The organism is Bradyrhizobium sp. GCM10028915, from assembly GCF_042666195.1.
Lineage (GTDB): Bacteria > Pseudomonadota > Alphaproteobacteria > Rhizobiales > Xanthobacteraceae > Bradyrhizobium > Bradyrhizobium canariense_D.
Genome location: NZ_JBHTFN010000005.1, coordinates 138,480 through 153,838, shown reverse-complemented (window position 1 = coordinate 153,838; position 15,359 = coordinate 138,480). Strand labels below are relative to the sequence as shown.

General features: G+C 65.1%; 16 protein-coding genes. 10 read left to right on the top strand and 6 right to left on the bottom strand.

The window, feature by feature from the left end:
• Positions 1 to 32: 32 nt before the first annotated feature.
• From hemW to rph, 3 genes are read right to left on the bottom strand one after another with little or no spacing between them, the layout of a single operon-like run.
• Positions 33 to 1,187 (bottom strand): radical SAM family heme chaperone HemW, encoded by a 1,155-nt coding sequence (hemW, locus tag ACFQX9_RS04300; RefSeq protein ID WP_377786747.1) that lies wholly within the window; start codon positions 1,185 to 1,187, stop codon positions 33 to 35.
• On the bottom strand, positions 1,174 to 1,809 hold the full coding sequence (gene rdgB, locus ACFQX9_RS04295) for an RdgB/HAM1 family non-canonical purine NTP pyrophosphatase (RefSeq protein WP_018459609.1): 636 nt from the start codon (positions 1,807 to 1,809) through the stop codon (positions 1,174 to 1,176). Before rdgB ends, hemW begins: the two co-directional genes overlap by 14 nt.
• Positions 1,810 to 1,820: 11 nt before the next feature.
• Positions 1,821 to 2,534: a ribonuclease PH gene (rph, locus tag ACFQX9_RS04290; RefSeq protein ID WP_007598482.1), complete on the bottom strand. Its 714-nt coding sequence runs from the start codon at positions 2,532 to 2,534 to the stop codon at positions 1,821 to 1,823.
• A 181-nt stretch (positions 2,535 to 2,715) separates the two neighbouring features.
• On the opposite strand from rph, the gene hrcA reads away from it, so the two are divergent.
• Both hrcA and grpE read left to right on the top strand, forming a co-directional pair.
• On the top strand, positions 2,716 to 3,804 hold the full coding sequence (gene hrcA / locus ACFQX9_RS04285; protein WP_007598483.1) for a heat-inducible transcriptional repressor HrcA: 1,089 nt from the start codon (positions 2,716 to 2,718) through the stop codon (positions 3,802 to 3,804).
• A 95-nt stretch (positions 3,805 to 3,899) separates the two neighbouring features.
• Entirely contained in the window at positions 3,900 to 4,517 is a 618-nt protein-coding gene (gene grpE / locus ACFQX9_RS04280; RefSeq protein ID WP_085349936.1) for a nucleotide exchange factor GrpE, read from the top strand.
• 141 nt (positions 4,518 to 4,658) lie between these two features.
• Here the strand turns inward: grpE and pncA are convergent, their stop codons facing one another.
• A complete protein-coding gene (gene pncA, locus ACFQX9_RS04275; protein WP_026233851.1) occupies positions 4,659 to 5,381 on the bottom strand; it encodes a bifunctional nicotinamidase/pyrazinamidase in 723 nt (240 codons plus the stop codon).
• Between the two features lie 146 nt (positions 5,382 to 5,527).
• Complete coding sequence (locus tag ACFQX9_RS04270) at positions 5,528 to 6,469, bottom strand: hypothetical protein (protein WP_018459606.1); 942 nt, start codon at positions 6,467 to 6,469, stop codon at positions 5,528 to 5,530.
• 394 nt (positions 6,470 to 6,863) lie between these two features.
• On the opposite strand from ACFQX9_RS04270, the gene dnaK reads away from it, so the two are divergent.
• The 8 genes from dnaK to ACFQX9_RS04230 all read left to right on the top strand — a co-directional run bounded on the left by dnaK (position 6,864) and on the right by ACFQX9_RS04230 (position 14,329).
• Positions 6,864 to 8,765 carry a molecular chaperone DnaK gene (gene dnaK / locus ACFQX9_RS04265; RefSeq protein ID WP_007598490.1) on the top strand — a complete coding sequence of 634 codons (1,902 nt, stop codon included), beginning with the start codon at positions 6,864 to 6,866 and terminating at the stop codon, positions 8,763 to 8,765.
• 275 nt (positions 8,766 to 9,040) lie between these two features.
• Complete coding sequence (gene dnaJ, locus ACFQX9_RS04260) at positions 9,041 to 10,174, top strand: molecular chaperone DnaJ (protein ID WP_085359537.1); 1,134 nt, start codon at positions 9,041 to 9,043, stop codon at positions 10,172 to 10,174.
• 88 nt (positions 10,175 to 10,262) lie between these two features.
• Positions 10,263 to 10,862, top strand: a complete 600-nt coding sequence (locus ACFQX9_RS04255) for a class I SAM-dependent methyltransferase (RefSeq protein ID WP_085349933.1) — start codon at positions 10,263 to 10,265, stop codon at positions 10,860 to 10,862.
• Positions 10,863 to 10,919: 57 nt separating this feature from the next.
• Positions 10,920 to 11,498: an NADPH-dependent FMN reductase gene (locus tag ACFQX9_RS04250; RefSeq protein ID WP_377786742.1), complete on the top strand. Its 579-nt coding sequence runs from the start codon at positions 10,920 to 10,922 to the stop codon at positions 11,496 to 11,498.
• Between the two features lie 6 nt (positions 11,499 to 11,504).
• On the top strand, positions 11,505 to 12,215 hold the full coding sequence (gene pyrF, locus ACFQX9_RS04245) for an orotidine-5'-phosphate decarboxylase (protein ID WP_018459602.1): 711 nt from the start codon (positions 11,505 to 11,507) through the stop codon (positions 12,213 to 12,215).
• A gap of 23 nt (positions 12,216 to 12,238) precedes the next feature.
• Complete coding sequence (locus ACFQX9_RS04240; protein ID WP_027566211.1) at positions 12,239 to 12,550, top strand: DUF1330 domain-containing protein; 312 nt, start codon at positions 12,239 to 12,241, stop codon at positions 12,548 to 12,550.
• Positions 12,551 to 12,808: 258 nt separating this feature from the next.
• Entirely contained in the window at positions 12,809 to 13,624 is an 816-nt protein-coding gene (gene dapB / locus ACFQX9_RS04235) for a 4-hydroxy-tetrahydrodipicolinate reductase (protein ID WP_018459600.1), read from the top strand.
• 81 nt (positions 13,625 to 13,705) lie between these two features.
• Positions 13,706 to 14,329 carry a 2,3-bisphosphoglycerate-dependent phosphoglycerate mutase gene (locus tag ACFQX9_RS04230; RefSeq protein WP_018459599.1) on the top strand — a complete coding sequence of 208 codons (624 nt, stop codon included), beginning with the start codon at positions 13,706 to 13,708 and terminating at the stop codon, positions 14,327 to 14,329.
• Between the two features lie 94 nt (positions 14,330 to 14,423).
• Here ACFQX9_RS04230 and ACFQX9_RS04225 read toward each other — a convergent pair whose 3' ends face one another.
• Positions 14,424 to 15,320 carry a bifunctional helix-turn-helix domain-containing protein/methylated-DNA--[protein]-cysteine S-methyltransferase gene (locus ACFQX9_RS04225; protein WP_018459598.1) on the bottom strand — a complete coding sequence of 299 codons (897 nt, stop codon included), beginning with the start codon at positions 15,318 to 15,320 and terminating at the stop codon, positions 14,424 to 14,426.
• Positions 15,321 to 15,359: the final 39 nt, after the last annotated feature.

The following is a 15,359-nucleotide window of genomic DNA, read 5'->3' as shown; positions in this document are numbered from 1 at the left end:
CTGGCTTTCGCCAGGACGACGATGGAGAGACTTTACGCCGCGAGATCCGCGACCACCGCGTCCAGCACCGGAAAACCGCTGCTCGTCACGCGCAGCCGTCCCGTTGCATCCACCGTGATTGCACCTTCCTCGCTCAGCAGCGTGATGCGCTTGGGATCGAGTGAGCGGCCGGAGAGCGCTTTGTAACGGTCGGGGTCGATGCCCTCGGCGAGGCGCAATCCCATCAACAGGAATTCGTCGGCGCGCTCTTCGCTGTTGAGGAGATCGTCGGTGACGACGCCGTGGCCGTTGGTCTCGACCCGCATCAGCCAGGCTTCGGGGCGCTTCTCGGTGGCGGTCGCGTGCCTGATACCGTCGATGTCGAGGCGGCCATGGGCGCCGGGGCCGATGCCGGCATATTCTTCGCCGCGCCAGTAGACCAGATTGTGCCGGCACTCGGCGCCGCGCCGCGCGTGATTTGAAATCTCGTAGGCGGGCAGGCCGAGCCTGTCGCAGGTCTCCTGCGTGACGTCGTAGAGCGCGCGTGCGACCGCTTCATCCGGCGTCTTCAGCTTGCCGGCTTGATGTAGGCCGAAGAACGGCGTGCCTTCTTCGATCGTCAATTGATAGAGCGACAGATGCTCGGCCGCCTCGCCGATCGCGAGGCGCAATTCATCGGCCCACATCGCCGGCGTCTGGTCGGGACGGGCGTAGATCAGGTCGAACGAATAGCGATCGAACGAGCGGCGCGCGATAGCGACGGCATCGAGGGCCTCGCGCGCGCTGTGCATGCGGCCGAGCGCTTTCAGCGAGGCATCGTCGAGCGCCTGCACGCCGAGCGAGACGCGGTTGACGCCGGCGGCGCGATAGCCGGCGAAGCGCGTAGCCTCGACGCTGGTCGGGTTTGCCTCCAGCGTGACTTCGACGTCTTTCGCCACGGCCCAGTGCTTGCCGATGGCGTCGAGCACAGCGCCGACGGTTGCAGGCTGCATGAGCGAGGGCGTACCGCCGCCGAGAAAGATCGAGGTGACTTCGCGTCCGTGCGCGCGCTCGGCGGTCGCAGCGATTTCGCGCGCGAATGCTGACGCAAACCGCGGCTCGTCGATCGCGGCGTGGCGAACGTGGCTGTTGAAGTCGCAATAGGGGCACTTCGACAGGCAGAACGGCCAGTGCACGTAGACGCCGAAGGCTTCCTTAGCGCGGCTCAAGGCAGATCTCCGCCAGTTTCACGAAGGCGCGGGCACGATGCGACAGGCCGAGACCGAGCGGCGGCAGGCCGTGCTTCTCGATGCTCTCCATCTCGCCGAAGGTGCGGCTATGGCCGTCGGGCAAAAACATCGGGTCGTAGCCGAAGCCGGCGGTGCCGCGCGGCGGCCACACCAGCGTGCCGTCGACGCGCCCCTCGACCTCTTCGAGATGATCGTCGGGCCATGCAACGCAGAGCGCGGAAACGAAGTGCGCCTTGCGTTTGGCCGGCGTGGTCGCGCCGCGCTCCTGCAACAGACGCTCGATCTGCGCCATCGCTGCGGCAAAATCCTTGTTCGGGCCGGCCCAGCGCGCCGAGTAGATGCCGGGCGCGCCGTCGAGCGCGTCGACCACGATGCCGGAATCATCGGCGAAAGACGGAAGCTTCGTCGCCTGCGCCGCCGCGATCGCCTTGATCGCGGCATTGCTGCGGAAATCGTTTCCGGTTTCTTCCGGCTCGGGAAGGCCGAGCTCGCCGGCCGACACTGCTTCGATGCCGTAAGGCGCGAGTAGCTCCTTCATCTCGGCGAGCTTGCCGGGATTATGGGTCGCGATAACCAGCTTTCCGGTGATTCGGCGGTGCATCGGGCTATTGACTACGCTACCGCCAGTTTCTGCAAGTCCACGAGACGCGCGACGCCCTTGCGCGCCAGCGCCATCAACGCCAGGAACTCGGCTTCCGTGAACGGCTCGCGTTCCGCGGTGCCCTGGACCTCGATGATGCGGCCATCGCCGGTCATGACGAAATTGGCGTCGGTGTCGGCTTCGGAGTCCTCGGCATAGTCGAGGTCGAGCACGGGCGTGCCCTTGTAGATGCCGCAGGAGATCGCGGCGACGTTGTCGCGCAACACATTGGCCTTGACCATGTTGCGCGCCTTCATCCAGCTGACGCAATCGGCGAGCGCGACCCAGGCACCGGTGATCGAGGCGGTGCGGGTGCCGCCGTCGGCCTGGAGCACGTCGCAATCGACCGTGATCTGGCGCTCACCGAGCGCTTCGAGATTGATGATGGTGCGAAGCGAGCGGCCGATCAGGCGCTGGATTTCGACGGTGCGGCCGCTCTGCTTTCCGGCGGAGGCCTCGCGGCGGGTGCGTTCCGAGGTCGCGCGCGGCAGCATGCCGTATTCGGCGGTGACCCAGCCGCGGCCCTGGCCCTTCAGCCATGGCGGCAGGCGGTCTTCCAGCGTGGCGGTGACCAGCACGTGGGTGTCGCCGAATTTCACCAGGCACGAGCCTTCCGCATATTTGACCACGCCGCGCTCCAGCGTCACGGGGCGCAATTCGTCGGGCGCACGGCGGCTTGGCCGCATGGGAAATCCTCCAAAACTCTCGGAAAAGGGCTGTTGGCGGTGCTTGTAGGGGGGGTGAGGGTGGGCGGCAAGGGGGAAGATCGAGGCCTTCTTCACCCCCGATTTCCAATCCGCCAACGCCACGCTTGTCAGAAGCATCCGGGATAGACAAATTACCTGTGTCTTAGAGGAGTTACCGTCTGTGGCCCATCACGATCCGATCCATCTGATCGCGCCGCGCGCGGGCCTCGCCCAGCTCAACGAGCGTTCCCGCGACATCTTTCGTCAAATCGTCGAAAGCTATCTCGCGACCGGGGAGCCGGTGGGCTCGCGCAATATTTCGCGCCTGATTGCCATGCCGCTGTCGCCCGCCTCGGTCCGCAACGTCATGGCCGATCTGGAACAGCTCGGCCTGATCTACGCCCCGCACACCTCCGCCGGCCGATTGCCGACGGAACTCGGCCTGCGGTTCTTCGTCGATGCCCTGATGCAGGTCGGCGACCTCAATGACAGTGAACGGCAGGCGATCCAGAGCCAGTTGACCTCCGTCGGCCACGCGCAATCGGTGGAGGCTGCGCTCGAGGAGGCATTGACGCGGCTCTCCGGCCTGACCCGCGCGGCCGCGGTCGTGCTGACGCCGAAATCCAATGCGCGGCTGAAACATATCGAATTCGTCCGCTTGGAACCGGAAAAGGCATTGGTGATCCTGGTCGGTGAGGACGGGCAGGTCGAAAATCGCGTGTTGACGCTGCCGCCGGGAGTTCCATCCTCGGCGTTGACCGAAGCCGGCAACTTCCTCAATGCCCGCATCCGAGGCCGGACCTTGGCCGAGGCGCGGCTGGAGCTCGAGACCGCGCTCGGAGAGGCGCGCACCGAGCTCGATCAGCTGACGCACAAGGTGATCTCGGCCGGCATCGCCAGCTGGTCCGGCGGCGAGAACGAGGATCGTCAGCTCATCGTCCGCGGCCACGCCAATCTGCTCGAGGATTTGCATGCGCTGGAGGATCTCGAGCGCGTTCGCCTGCTGTTCGACGATCTCGAGACCAAGCGCGGCGTGATCGACCTGCTCGGCCGGGCCGAGACCGCGGAAGGCGTGCGGATCTTCATCGGCAGTGAGAACAAGCTGTTCTCGCTGTCGGGTTCGTCCACCATCATCTCGCCTTATCGGGACGCCGCCGGCCATATCGTCGGCGTTTTGGGCGTGATCGGGCCGACGCGGCTGAATTATGCCCGCGTGATCCCCACCGTGGACTACGCTGCCCGCATCGTCAGCCGGCTCTTGGGGGGCTGACCGGCGCCGGGCCGATCACGGGCGCTTGATTTTCGCCGCCCGAAGCACGATATCCGGGCCAGAAACCCCCTGAGACGAATGCGAAAAGAGAGCCGATGACCGATCGAGACCGGCAACCCGAAGACACGAGTGCTGCGGCCGGCGAGCCCGTGGTGTCAAAACCGTACATCATGCCCGACGATCCCGAGCCCGGCTCGGTCGAGCTTCTGCAGAAGGAAGTCGCCGAGGCGCGCGACCGCATGCTGCGGACGCTGGCCGAGATGGAGAATCTGCGCAAGCGGACTACCAAGGAGGTCGCGGATGCCCGCCTCTACGGCATCACCGGCTTTGCCCGCGACGTGCTCGACATCGCCGACAACCTCCAGCGCGCGCTCGATGCCGTTCCGGCCGAAGCCCGTGCGGCGGCCGATGCAGGCCTCGCCTCGCTGATCGAGGGCGTCGAGCTGACCGAGCGCTCGCTGCTCAGCGCGCTGGAAAAACACGGCGTGAAGAAGTTCGACCCCTCGGGCCAGAAGTTCGACCCGAACTTCCAGCAGGCGATGTTCGAGGTGCCCGATGCGTCGGTGCCCGCGGGCACCGTCGTGCAGGTCATGCAGGCCGGCTACACCATCGGCGAGCGCGTGCTGCGTCCCGCCTTGGTCGGTGTCGCCAAGGGTGGCGCCAAGGCCGCGCCGGCTGCCAACAGCAACGAGCCGAACGGCGCGGCCAACTAGTTGATCCTCATGGGGAGGAGGCGCGTCAGCGCCGTCTCAAACCATGCAGGTCGCGCTGCTGCAGCGGGGCCTTCATCCTTCGAGACGCGCGCGGAGAAGCGCGCTCCTCAGGATGAGGGTCTTGCAGTTTTTTGACCGGGCCTAGGCGCTCGCCGCGATATCTGCGGACTGAATCCGCTTCACGCCGGCCTTGGCCATGTCGGCCCAGGCTTTTGCCAGCGAACCCTGATTGTCGATGCCGCGGCAGGCGTCTTCCACCACATAGACCTCGAAGCCCGCCTTGCGCGCGTCGAGCGCGGTCCAGGCGACGCAGAAATCCGTCGCCAGCCCCGCGACGAAGACGCGCTTGATCTTGCGCGCCTTCAGATAGCCGGCGAGACCGGTCGAGGTCTTGCCGTCGGCTTCGAGGAAGGCCGAATAGCTGTCGACGTCCTTGTGAAAACCCTTGCGGATGATGAGCTCGGCGTGCGGGATCGCAAGGTCTTTCGACAGCGCGGCGCCGTCGGTGCCCTGCACGCAATGGTCGGGCCACAGCACCTGCTTGCCGTAGGGAAGATCGACGGTCTCGAACGGCTTCTTGCCGGCGTGGACTGACGCAAAGGAAATATGGCCTTGCGTGTGCCAGTCCTGCGTCATCACCACATTCGAAAATGCTTTCGAGATCTTGTTGATGACGGGCACCACCTGCTCGCCTTCCTTCACGGCAAGGCTGCCGCCGGGCAGGAAGCAGTTCTGCACGTCGATCACGAGCAGCGCGGATGCATCGTCCGGCTTGATCGATGCCGCTGCCAGAATTGCCGTGGGCGCGAGCGCCACGAGCGCGCTCGTCCCGAGCGCCGCCAAGACTTGTCGCCGATCCAGCATCATTCGCCTCCCTCCAGGATGAACTCAACGGAGGGGGAGCCTAGTTCCGTTCGTATACGAACAGAAGCCCGAAAATGCAGCCGGCTTTGGTGAGTGGTTGGGCTTGAGCCGCGGGTTCGGTGCACCTCTCCCGCTTGCGGATGCTGCTAGCCCTTCGGCTGGATGCCGTCGCGGACCGCGCGGAAGCGAGTGAAGGCGGCCGGCCATTGCTCGCGCGGGGCGCTGGCGATGATGCGCAGCGAGGCGCCGCCGCTGCTGAAGCGGATCCACTGCACCACGGTCACCGGCGTCTTGTCCTTGCCGCTGACGCCGTCGATCCGGGTCTCGAAACCCTGCTGGCCGCTGATGCGGATCGGCTCGGACATGGTGACGCGCGACTCGCGCACGCCGGGAATCTGGAGCGCCGCCTCCTGGGCGAAGCGGGCGCGGTCGTCGGCGGCTTGCGGGGTGGCGCCAATCACGCCGAGGATGATAAACGGCTTCGATTCATAGCCGGAGCTCTCGTCGCCGTCGGCCAGGATGATACTCGAGCCCGGCGCCAGCGTGCGGACGTCCTTGAAGTCGGCGAGATCGGTGATCTTGAACGGCATCAGTGCGATCTGCTCTTCGGCCGAGACCTGCTTCCGGGTGACGACGCTCGCGAACATCTGCCGCACCGCCTCGTCGGTGTAGATCTTGATCGCATTCTCCGGAATCTGCACCGCGACGTAGCCGGAGAAGCCGGCGCCCGGCACGATCATCGAATAGCGCCGCACTGGCGTCTCGCCCGCCTTGCCGCTCTCCGTGGTGAAATAGGCCACGCCCGCGGGCGTCTCGATCTTGTCCTGCTTGACGCCGTTGGTGCCGGCCGGGTTGGAGTTGAAGGCGCTCACGACCTCGCCATAGGCGGCCGGCGGCAGCTCCGTGATCAGCACCTTGACGTTGCCGTCCTCGCTCTCGAAGCCGGGAAAGGTCTTGGCCGTGCTGAGGCCGACCAATGGCACCATGCCGAGGCGCAAGCCGGGTGGGAAAACGGCGTCGGCGGCCAGAGCCGGAAGCGTAGAGGCGACGAGGAGGGCGAGCGCGGCGAGGGGGCGGATCAGCTTCATGGGCACTCTGATTGGTTCACATTGAGGCCGTTCGATGGTGGCCAGCCGGCCGCTTTGTCGCGCGAGGCAGCCCGAGGACGAGCCCGGCCGGCTGCCCGCCTTTTAACGGTTTTGGTCTGGCCGCAACAGGGCGGGGCGGGATGCGGTAGCGGATGCCGGCCAATCGCGGACCTGTTAATAATTCCTCACCCGCAAGGGCGGTGCAGCCCGGATATGTTCTTCCAAAACCCAATGTTTTCACGGCCGAAACTTGCGTTCGGTCCTTGCAGGCACCTCCCCCCCTCCTATATGACCCCCAACCATCGCAATATCGCGAATGTTTGATCTTAGGGGGTTTCGGTTCGGGTGCCTTCTGGGCCCAGCCAGCCTGCCGCAAAAACAAGGATACAGGACCATGGGAAAGGTCATCGGGATCGACCTCGGCACCACGAATTCGTGCGTCGCCGTAATGGATGGCAAGAACGCCAAAGTCATCGAGAATTCCGAAGGCATGCGCACGACGCCTTCGATCGTCGCCGTGACGGACGACGGTGAGCGCCTCGTCGGCCAGCCGGCCAAGCGCCAGGCCGTCACCAATCCCGAGCGCACGTTCTTCGCAGTGAAGCGCTTGATCGGCCGCCGCTACGACGACCCGATGGTCGAGAAGGACAAGAAGCTCGTTCCGTACAAGATTGTTAAGGCTTCCAACGGCGACGCCTGGGTCGAGGCCGACGGCCAGACCTACTCGCCCTCGCAGGTCTCGGCGTTCATCCTGCAGAAGATGAAGGAGACCGCGGAAGCCCATCTCGGCCAGAAGGTCGACCAGGCCGTCATCACCGTGCCCGCCTACTTCAACGACGCCCAGCGCCAGGCGACCAAGGACGCCGGCAAGATCGCGGGCCTTGAAGTGCTGCGCATCATCAACGAGCCGACCGCGGCCGCGCTCGCCTACGGCCTCGACAAGACCAAGGCCGGCACGATCGCCGTGTACGATCTCGGCGGCGGCACGTTCGATATCTCGATTCTCGAAATCGGCGACGGCGTGTTCGAGGTGAAGTCGACCAACGGCGACACCTTCCTCGGCGGCGAAGACTTCGACATGCGCCTGGTCGGCTATCTCGCCGACGAATTCCAGAAGGAGCAGGGCATCAACCTGCGCAACGACAAGCTCGCGTTGCAGCGCCTGAAGGAAGCCGCCGAAAAGGCCAAGATCGAGCTGTCGTCGACGACGCAGACCGAGATCAACCTGCCCTTCATCACCGCGGACCAGACCGGCCCGAAGCATCTGACGATGAAGCTCACCCGGGCCAAGTTCGAGGCGCTGGTCGATGACCTCGTTCAGAAGACCGTCGAGCCCTGCCGCAAGGCGCTGAAGGATGCCGGCCTCACCGCCGCCGAGATCGGCGAAGTGGTGCTGGTCGGCGGCATGTCGCGCATGCCGAAGGTCCAGGAAGTCGTGAAGCAGCTGTTCGGCAAGGAGCCGCACAAGGGCGTCAACCCGGACGAAGTCGTGGCGATCGGCGCCGCGATCCAGGCCGGCGTGCTTCAGGGCGACGTCAAGGACGTGCTGCTGCTCGACGTGACCCCGCTGTCGCTGGGCATCGAGACTCTGGGCGGCGTGTTCACCCGCATCATCGACCGCAACACCACGATCCCGACCAAGAAGAGCCAGGTGTTCTCGACCGCCGAGGACAGCCAGAACGCGGTCACCATCCGCGTCTTCCAGGGCGAGCGTGAAATGGCGGCCGACAACAAGATGCTCGGCCAGTTCGACCTGATGGGCATTCCGCCGGCTCCGCGCGGCATGCCGCAGATCGAGGTAACCTTCGACATCGACGCCAACGGTATCGTCAACGTCTCGGCCAAGGACAAGGCCACGTCCAAGGAGCAGCAGATCCGCATCCAGGCCTCCGGCGGTCTGTCGGAAGCCGACATCGAGAAGATGGTCAAGGACGCCGAGGCCAATGCCGAGGCGGACAAGAAGCGCCGCGAGGCCGTGACTGCCAAGAACGACGCGGATGGACTGGTGCATTCGACCGAGAAGGCACTGGCCGAGCACGGTTCGAAGGTCGCCGAGACCGAGCGCCGCGCGATCGAGGATGCCGTCAGCGACCTCAAGGAAGCGCTGAAGGGCGACGATGCCGAAGCGATCAAGGCCAAGACCCAAACGCTGGCCCAGGCTTCGATGAAGCTCGGCGAGGCCATGTACAAGCAGCAGGCCGAAGCCGACGCCAAGAAGGATGCGGCCAAGGACGACGTCGTCGACGCGGAATTCACCGAAGTCGACGACGACAAGACCAACAAGAAGTCCGCCTGAACCCCGCGAGGGTGATGATGCGGACGGCTTGGACCCCACACGCGCCAACGGCCTCCTCCCTCGCGGGGGAGGCCATCGTGTCGGGCTCGACGGGCCAAGACTCTTTGAAAATCGGCTCTGTTAAATTCGGGCCCGTTGCGATCGATCAATTCCCAGCCGTTATTCTGAACACTGCCGTGCAATCCTCTGCCGCGAGGCCGAAGGCTGCCTATATCGTTGCATGGCGACGTTGCGTCGCTCCGACTTGAATCGCGATCGGATAGACTGAGCTCATCATGTCCACGTCCACCAAGCGCTGCTACTACGAAACCCTCGAAGTCGAACGCGATGCCGACGATTCCGCGCTGAAATCGTCGTTCCGCAAGCTGGCGATGAAGTTTCACCCCGACCGCAATCCGGGGGACAACACCAGCGAAGTCAAGTTCAAGGAAATCAACGAGGCCTACGAGGTCCTGAAAGACAAGGACAAGCGCGCTGCCTATGACCGTTACGGCCATGCCGCCTTCGAGCAGGGCGGGGGCGGTGGTGCCGGTTTCGGTGCGGGCTTCGCCTCCTCCTTTTCCGACATTTTCGAAGATCTGTTCGGCATGGCCGGACAGCGCGGGGGCCGTGGCGGCCGCGAGCGCGGCGCCGACCTGCGCTACAACATGGAAATCACGCTCGAGGAAGCTTTTGGCGGCAAGACCGCGCAGATCGAGATCCCGGTCTCGGTCACTTGCGAGGCCTGTTCGGGCATCGGGGCCAAGGCCGGCACCAAGCCGAAGACCTGCTCGACCTGCGGCGGCGCCGGACGCGTACGGCAGTCGCAGGGCTTCTTCACGCTGGAGCGCACCTGTCCGGGCTGCCAGGGCCGCGGCCAGATGATCGAGGACGCCTGCCCGTCCTGCTCGGGTCAGGGGCGCGTCACCCGCGAGCGGACGCTGTCGGTCAACATTCCCCCCGGCGTGGAGGACGGCACCAGGATCAGACTCGCCGGCGAGGGCGAGGCCGGGGTCCGCGGCGGTCCGCCTGGGGACCTCTACATCTTCCTGTCGCTGGCCCAGCACCAGTTCTTCCAGCGCGACGGCGCCGATCTGCATTGTCGTGTGCCGATCTCGATGGTGACGGCGGCGCTTGGCGGCGAGTTCGAGGTGCCGACCATCGACAAGGGCAAGACCAAGGTGAAGGTCCCCGCGGGCACCCAGTCCAGCCGCCGATTCCGCATCGCATCAAAAGGCATGCCGGTGCTGCGCTCGCGCCAGATGGGCGACATGTACGTTCAGGTCGTGGTCGAGACCCCGCAGAACCTCACCAAAAAGCAGCAGGAATTGCTGGCCGAGTTCGACAAGCTCTCCTCCGGCAATACCCAGCCGGAATCCGAGGGTTTCTTCACCAAGGTCAAGGATTTCTTCGGTAATCGGGCGAGTTGACGCGTCTTGACCGTGCCGCCTTCGGCCTATACGTCTTTATGACCATTTTCTGACACGCCGCGGTCACGCGGTCCCGGCCGGTCCCGACATGCCATTGCCATCGTCCGCGCGTGCGTTGAAGAAGCCCCGTCTCGATGACGAGGTGCGTTTTCTCCGGTCATGGATCGAAAAGCCTCTCCACATGGGCGCAGTGATGCCGTCGGGCAAGCTGCTGGCCCGGACCATGGCCCATTACGTCGACGTCAATTCGGACTCACCGGTGGTCGAGCTCGGGCCCGGCACCGGCGCCATCACCTCGGCCCTGGTCGAGCGCGGCGTCGACCAGAAGCGTCTCGTCCTCGTCGAATACAATCCAGGCTTCTGCGCCCTGCTGCGCGACCGCTATCCGCAGGCCAAGGTGGTGCAGGGCGATGCCTATCGTCTGCGCGACACCCTGTGGAACGTGCTGAGCGCGCCGGCCTCCGCGGTCGTCTCCGGCCTGCCGCTGGTTACAAAACCGATGCTGACGCGGCTGCGGCTCATCCGCGACGCCTTCACGGCCCTGGCGCCCGGTGCGCCCTTCGTCCAGTTCACCTATGCGGTGGTGCCGCCGATTCCGAAATCGCTGCCCGGCGTGTCCACAGAGGCCTCCGAACGGATCTGGATGAACCTTCCGCCGGCCCGCGTCTGGGTGTATCGCAAGGACTAATTCCGCCGGCGTTCCTGTTTGCGTGGCGGTCTCGTTTCGCCGAACGCATGGAAGCGGATGTCCGCACCGAAAATTCTGATCATTCCCGGCTCCCTGCGCACCGGCTCGCACAATGCGAAGCTGGCAGCGGTCGCTGCCTATGCATTCGATCGGGCCGGTGTCGACGTCACCCGGATCTCGCTCGCCGATTTTCCGCTGCCGATTTATGACGGCGACCTGCAGGCCAAATCCGGTGTGCCGAAGCACGCGATCAATCTCAAGCGCATGATCGGCGCGCATCATGGCGTGTTGATCGTCTCGCCCGAATACAACGCCTCGGTGCCGCCGCTGCTGAAGAACGCGATCGACTGGGTCAGCCGCGTGCATGAGCTGCACGAGCCGCGCGGCGAGGTGTTCCGCAACCGCGTCTTCGCGCTCGCCGGCGCCTCGCAGAGCCGGCTTGGCGCGGCTCGCGCGCTGCAGGCGTTGCGGCTGATCCTGACCTCCTGCCACGCCAATGTGATTGCCAGCCAGCTGACGCTCGCCTTTGCCGACCAGGCCTATGACGATATGGACAGGCTGAAGCACGAGGGCGATATCGCCGCGTTGAAGGAACTGGTGCGGCAGTTGATCGACGTTTCCCAACGCATGATGTGAGGTGACATGACGCCAGCCGAGATTGCCCCGAAAGACCGCCTGATCGTCGCGCTCGATCTGCCCAGCGTTGATGCCGCGGAAGCTATGGTCAACCGGCTCGGCGACAGCGTCACCTTCTACAAGATCGGCTATCGGCTCGCTTATGCCGGCGGCTTGCCGCTGGTCGGCAAGCTCGCCGACCAGGGCAAGAAGGTCTTTCTCGATCTCAAGCTGCACGACATCGGCAACACCGTGGCGCAGGGCGTCGACAGCATCACAAGGCTCGGCGCGACCTTCCTCACCGTGCACGCTTATCCGCAGACCATGAAGGGTGCCGTCGAAGGTCGCGGCAGCTCGAACCTGAAGATCCTCGCCGTCACTGTTCTGACGTCCTACAATGAGGACGATCTGCACGCGGCAGGCTTCCGGCTCGGCGTCTCCGAGCTCGTCGAAGCGCGCGCGCAGCAGGCGCAGGTGCTCGGCATCGACGGGCTGGTATCGTCGCCCGAGGAGGTCGGAGCCTTGCGCAAGATCGTCGGCCACCAGATGAGCCTCGTCACCCCCGGCATCCGGCCGGCGGGCGCCGCGAGCGGCGACCAGAAACGCATCATGACGCCGGGCCGCGCGATTGCGGCCGGCGCGGATTATCTCGTGGTCGGGCGGCCGGTGGTGGAAGCCACGGACTCCAGGGCGATCGCCGAGGCCATCCAGGCCGAGATCGCGCAAGCGCTCGGCTAACTAACAACACAGGGAGAAGAACAATGGCAAAAGGCTACTGGATCGGACGCGTCGACGTGAGCAGTGACGAGGGCTACAAGCCCTATGCCGTCGCCAATGGTCCGATCTTCAAGAAATGGGGTGGCCGCTTCGTCGTCCGCGCCGGCAAGTTCACCACCGTCGAAGGCGCCAGCCGCACCCGCAATGTCGTGATCGAATTCCCGGACTACGAGACCGCGATCGCCTGCTACAACTCGCCGGAATACCAGGCCAACATCAAGGTGCGCCAGCCGCACTCCGTCGCCGACCTCATCATCATCGAGGGCTATGACGGCCCGCAACCGTCAGACGGCTAAGGCGCGAACTCCTCTTATTACTCTTGCCGAAATGCTCGGCCTGCATGGTTCGCCCGGCGATGCAGAGCATCGTCCGGAACGCCCGCCTTGCGGGCTCCTCACCATGAGGGTCTGATATCTTGCCGCAAGACGCGACCTCATCCTGAGGGCCGCCACAGGCGGGCGTCTCGAAGGATGGCCGCAGGCGACCTGCCCCTAATCCCCCTCGGTTGCCGGAACTGCATCCCCCCGCTACAACGGCCGTGAGAGGATCGCACCATGTCCGATATGCGCTTGATCGTTGCTGGAGCCGGCGGCCGGATGGGCCGGGCGCTGACGCGGGCGATTGCCGAGACCAAAGGCGCGGTGCTGGCCGGCGCGCTGGAGGCGCCGGGCTCGGAGCTGCTCGGCAAGGATGCCGGCGTGCTGGCAGGTCTGCCGGCCAATGGCATCAAACTCTCCGGCGATCTCTGGGCGATGTCGAAGGACGCCGACGGCATTCTGGATTTCACCGTGCCCGCGGCGACCCTCGCCAATGTCGCGATCGCCGCCGAGCGCGGCCTCGTGCACGTAGTCGGAACGACCGGCCTGTCGGGCTCCGACAACGCCGTGATCAAGAGCGTCACCAACCGCGCCGTCGTGGTGCAGTCCGGCAATATGAGCCTGGGTGTCAATCTGCTTGCCGCTGTGGTCAAGCGAGTCGCCAAGGCGCTCGACGAGAGCTTCGACATCGAGATCGTCGAGACCCATCACCGCATGAAGATCGACGCGCCCTCGGGCACGGCACTGATGCTGGGCCAGGCCGCAGCTAGCGGCCGCGGCATCGCGCTCGACGAGCATGCAGACCGCGGCCGCGACGGCATCACCGGCGCACGCAAGCCCGGCGACATCGGCTTTGCGTCGTTGCGCGGCGGCACCGCGGCCGGCGATCACAGCGTGAGCTTCCTCGGCGCGTTCGAGCGCCTGACGCTGTCGCATCACGCGGAGGATCGCATGCTGTTCGCCCACGGCGCGCTGAAAGCCGCGCTCTGGGCGCATGGCAAGAAGCCGGGGCACTACTCCATGGCCGACGTACTCGGCCTGTCCGACATCTGAACGAAGCATGATCCGGAAAAGTGTGAAGCGGTTTTCCGACAAGATCATGCTTAAACAACGAACGAAACGGAAAAGCAGTCGATGAGCGAACGTCTTCTCGTGCTGGTGCGGCACGGCCAGAGCGAATGGAATCTGAAGAACCTCTTCACGGGCTGGAAGGATCCTGATCTCACCGAGCTCGGCGTCAAGGAAGCCTCGGAAGCCGGCCGCAAGCTGAAGGCGCAGGGTCTCGTGTTCGACGTTGCATACACCTCGGTCTTGACGCGCGCACAGCACACGCTCGATCTCATTCTCGGCGAGCTCGACCAGAAGGGCCTGTCGACGACGAAGAACCTCGCGCTGAACGAGCGCGACTATGGCGATCTCTCCGGTCTCAACAAGGATGACGCCCGCAAGAAATGGGGCGAGGACCAGGTGCTGATCTGGCGCCGCTCCTACGACGTGCCGCCGCCCGGTGGCGAAAGCCTGAAGGACACGCTGGCGCGCGCGCTGCCGTATTACGTGCAGGAGATCCTGCCCGGCGTGCTCAACGGCAAGCGCACATTGGTCGCGGCTCACGGCAATTCGCTGCGCGCGCTGATCATGGTGCTGGAAAAGCTCTCGCCCGAAGGCATTTTGAAGCGCGAGCTCGCCACCGGCGTGCCGATCATCTACCGGCTCAATGCGGATTCGACGGTGGCATCGAAGCTGGATCTGGCGGGTTAAAGACGTTCGCGCGCGACTGAGTCCCGCCAAGCACTCGGTGTCGTCCTGGCTTTCGCCAGGACGACTAAGTGGGGCAGTTTACGCGTGGCAACTCTTACTGCAGCCCCAGCTGCCCGGCCTCCCAGCCCAGCATCGCCTGCTTGCGGGTGATGCCCCAGTGGTAGCCGGTGAGCGTGCCGCTCTTGCCGAGCGCGCGGTGGCAGGGCACGACGAAGGACACCGGGTTCTTGCCGACGGCGGCGCCGACGGCGCGTGACGCTTTCGGGCTGTTGATGTTGCAGGCGATGTCCGAATAGGACACCGCGCGGCCCATCGGGATCTTCAGCAAGGTCTCCCACACCCGCACCTCGAAATCGGTACCGATCATCACCACGCGCAGCGGCTGGTCCGGCCGCCAGAGTTTTGTGTCGAAGATGCGCTGCGCCAATGGTGCGGTACCTTCGTGATCCTCGACGTAAGTTGCGTTCCGCCATCGCCGCGTCATATCGGCAAGCGCCACCTGTTCCTCACCGGGATCGGCGAAAGCGAGTCCCGACAATCCGCGATCGGTCGCGATCACGATCGCGGTGCCGAACGGTGAGTGATGGAAGCCGTAGCGCAAGGTGAGGCCGGCGCCGCCGTTCTTCCATTCGCCCGGCGACATCGCCTCATGGGTGACGAAGAGATCGTGCAGCCGGCCCGGACCCGACAAACCGGAGTCAAGCGCGGCGTCGAGGATGCTCGCGGAATCCCTGAGCAGGCCCTTGGCGTGATCGAGCGTGAGCGCCTGCATAAAAGCCTTCGGCGTGATCGAGGCCCAGCGGCGGAACAGATGGTGCAGCTCGTCCGGGGTGACGCCGGCCGCATCCGCCATCGCCTCGATGGTCGGCTGCGTGCGCCATTTTTCGGAGATGAAGGCGATCGCCCGGCGCACGGAATCATAGTCGCGCATCGCGGCGTTCTGGGAGCCCGGCCCGGCCAGGCGCTGGTCATGTATCGCGAGTGTCATCATGCCTGGAAATGTAGGAGGGGGCGGGGTACGAAACCACCC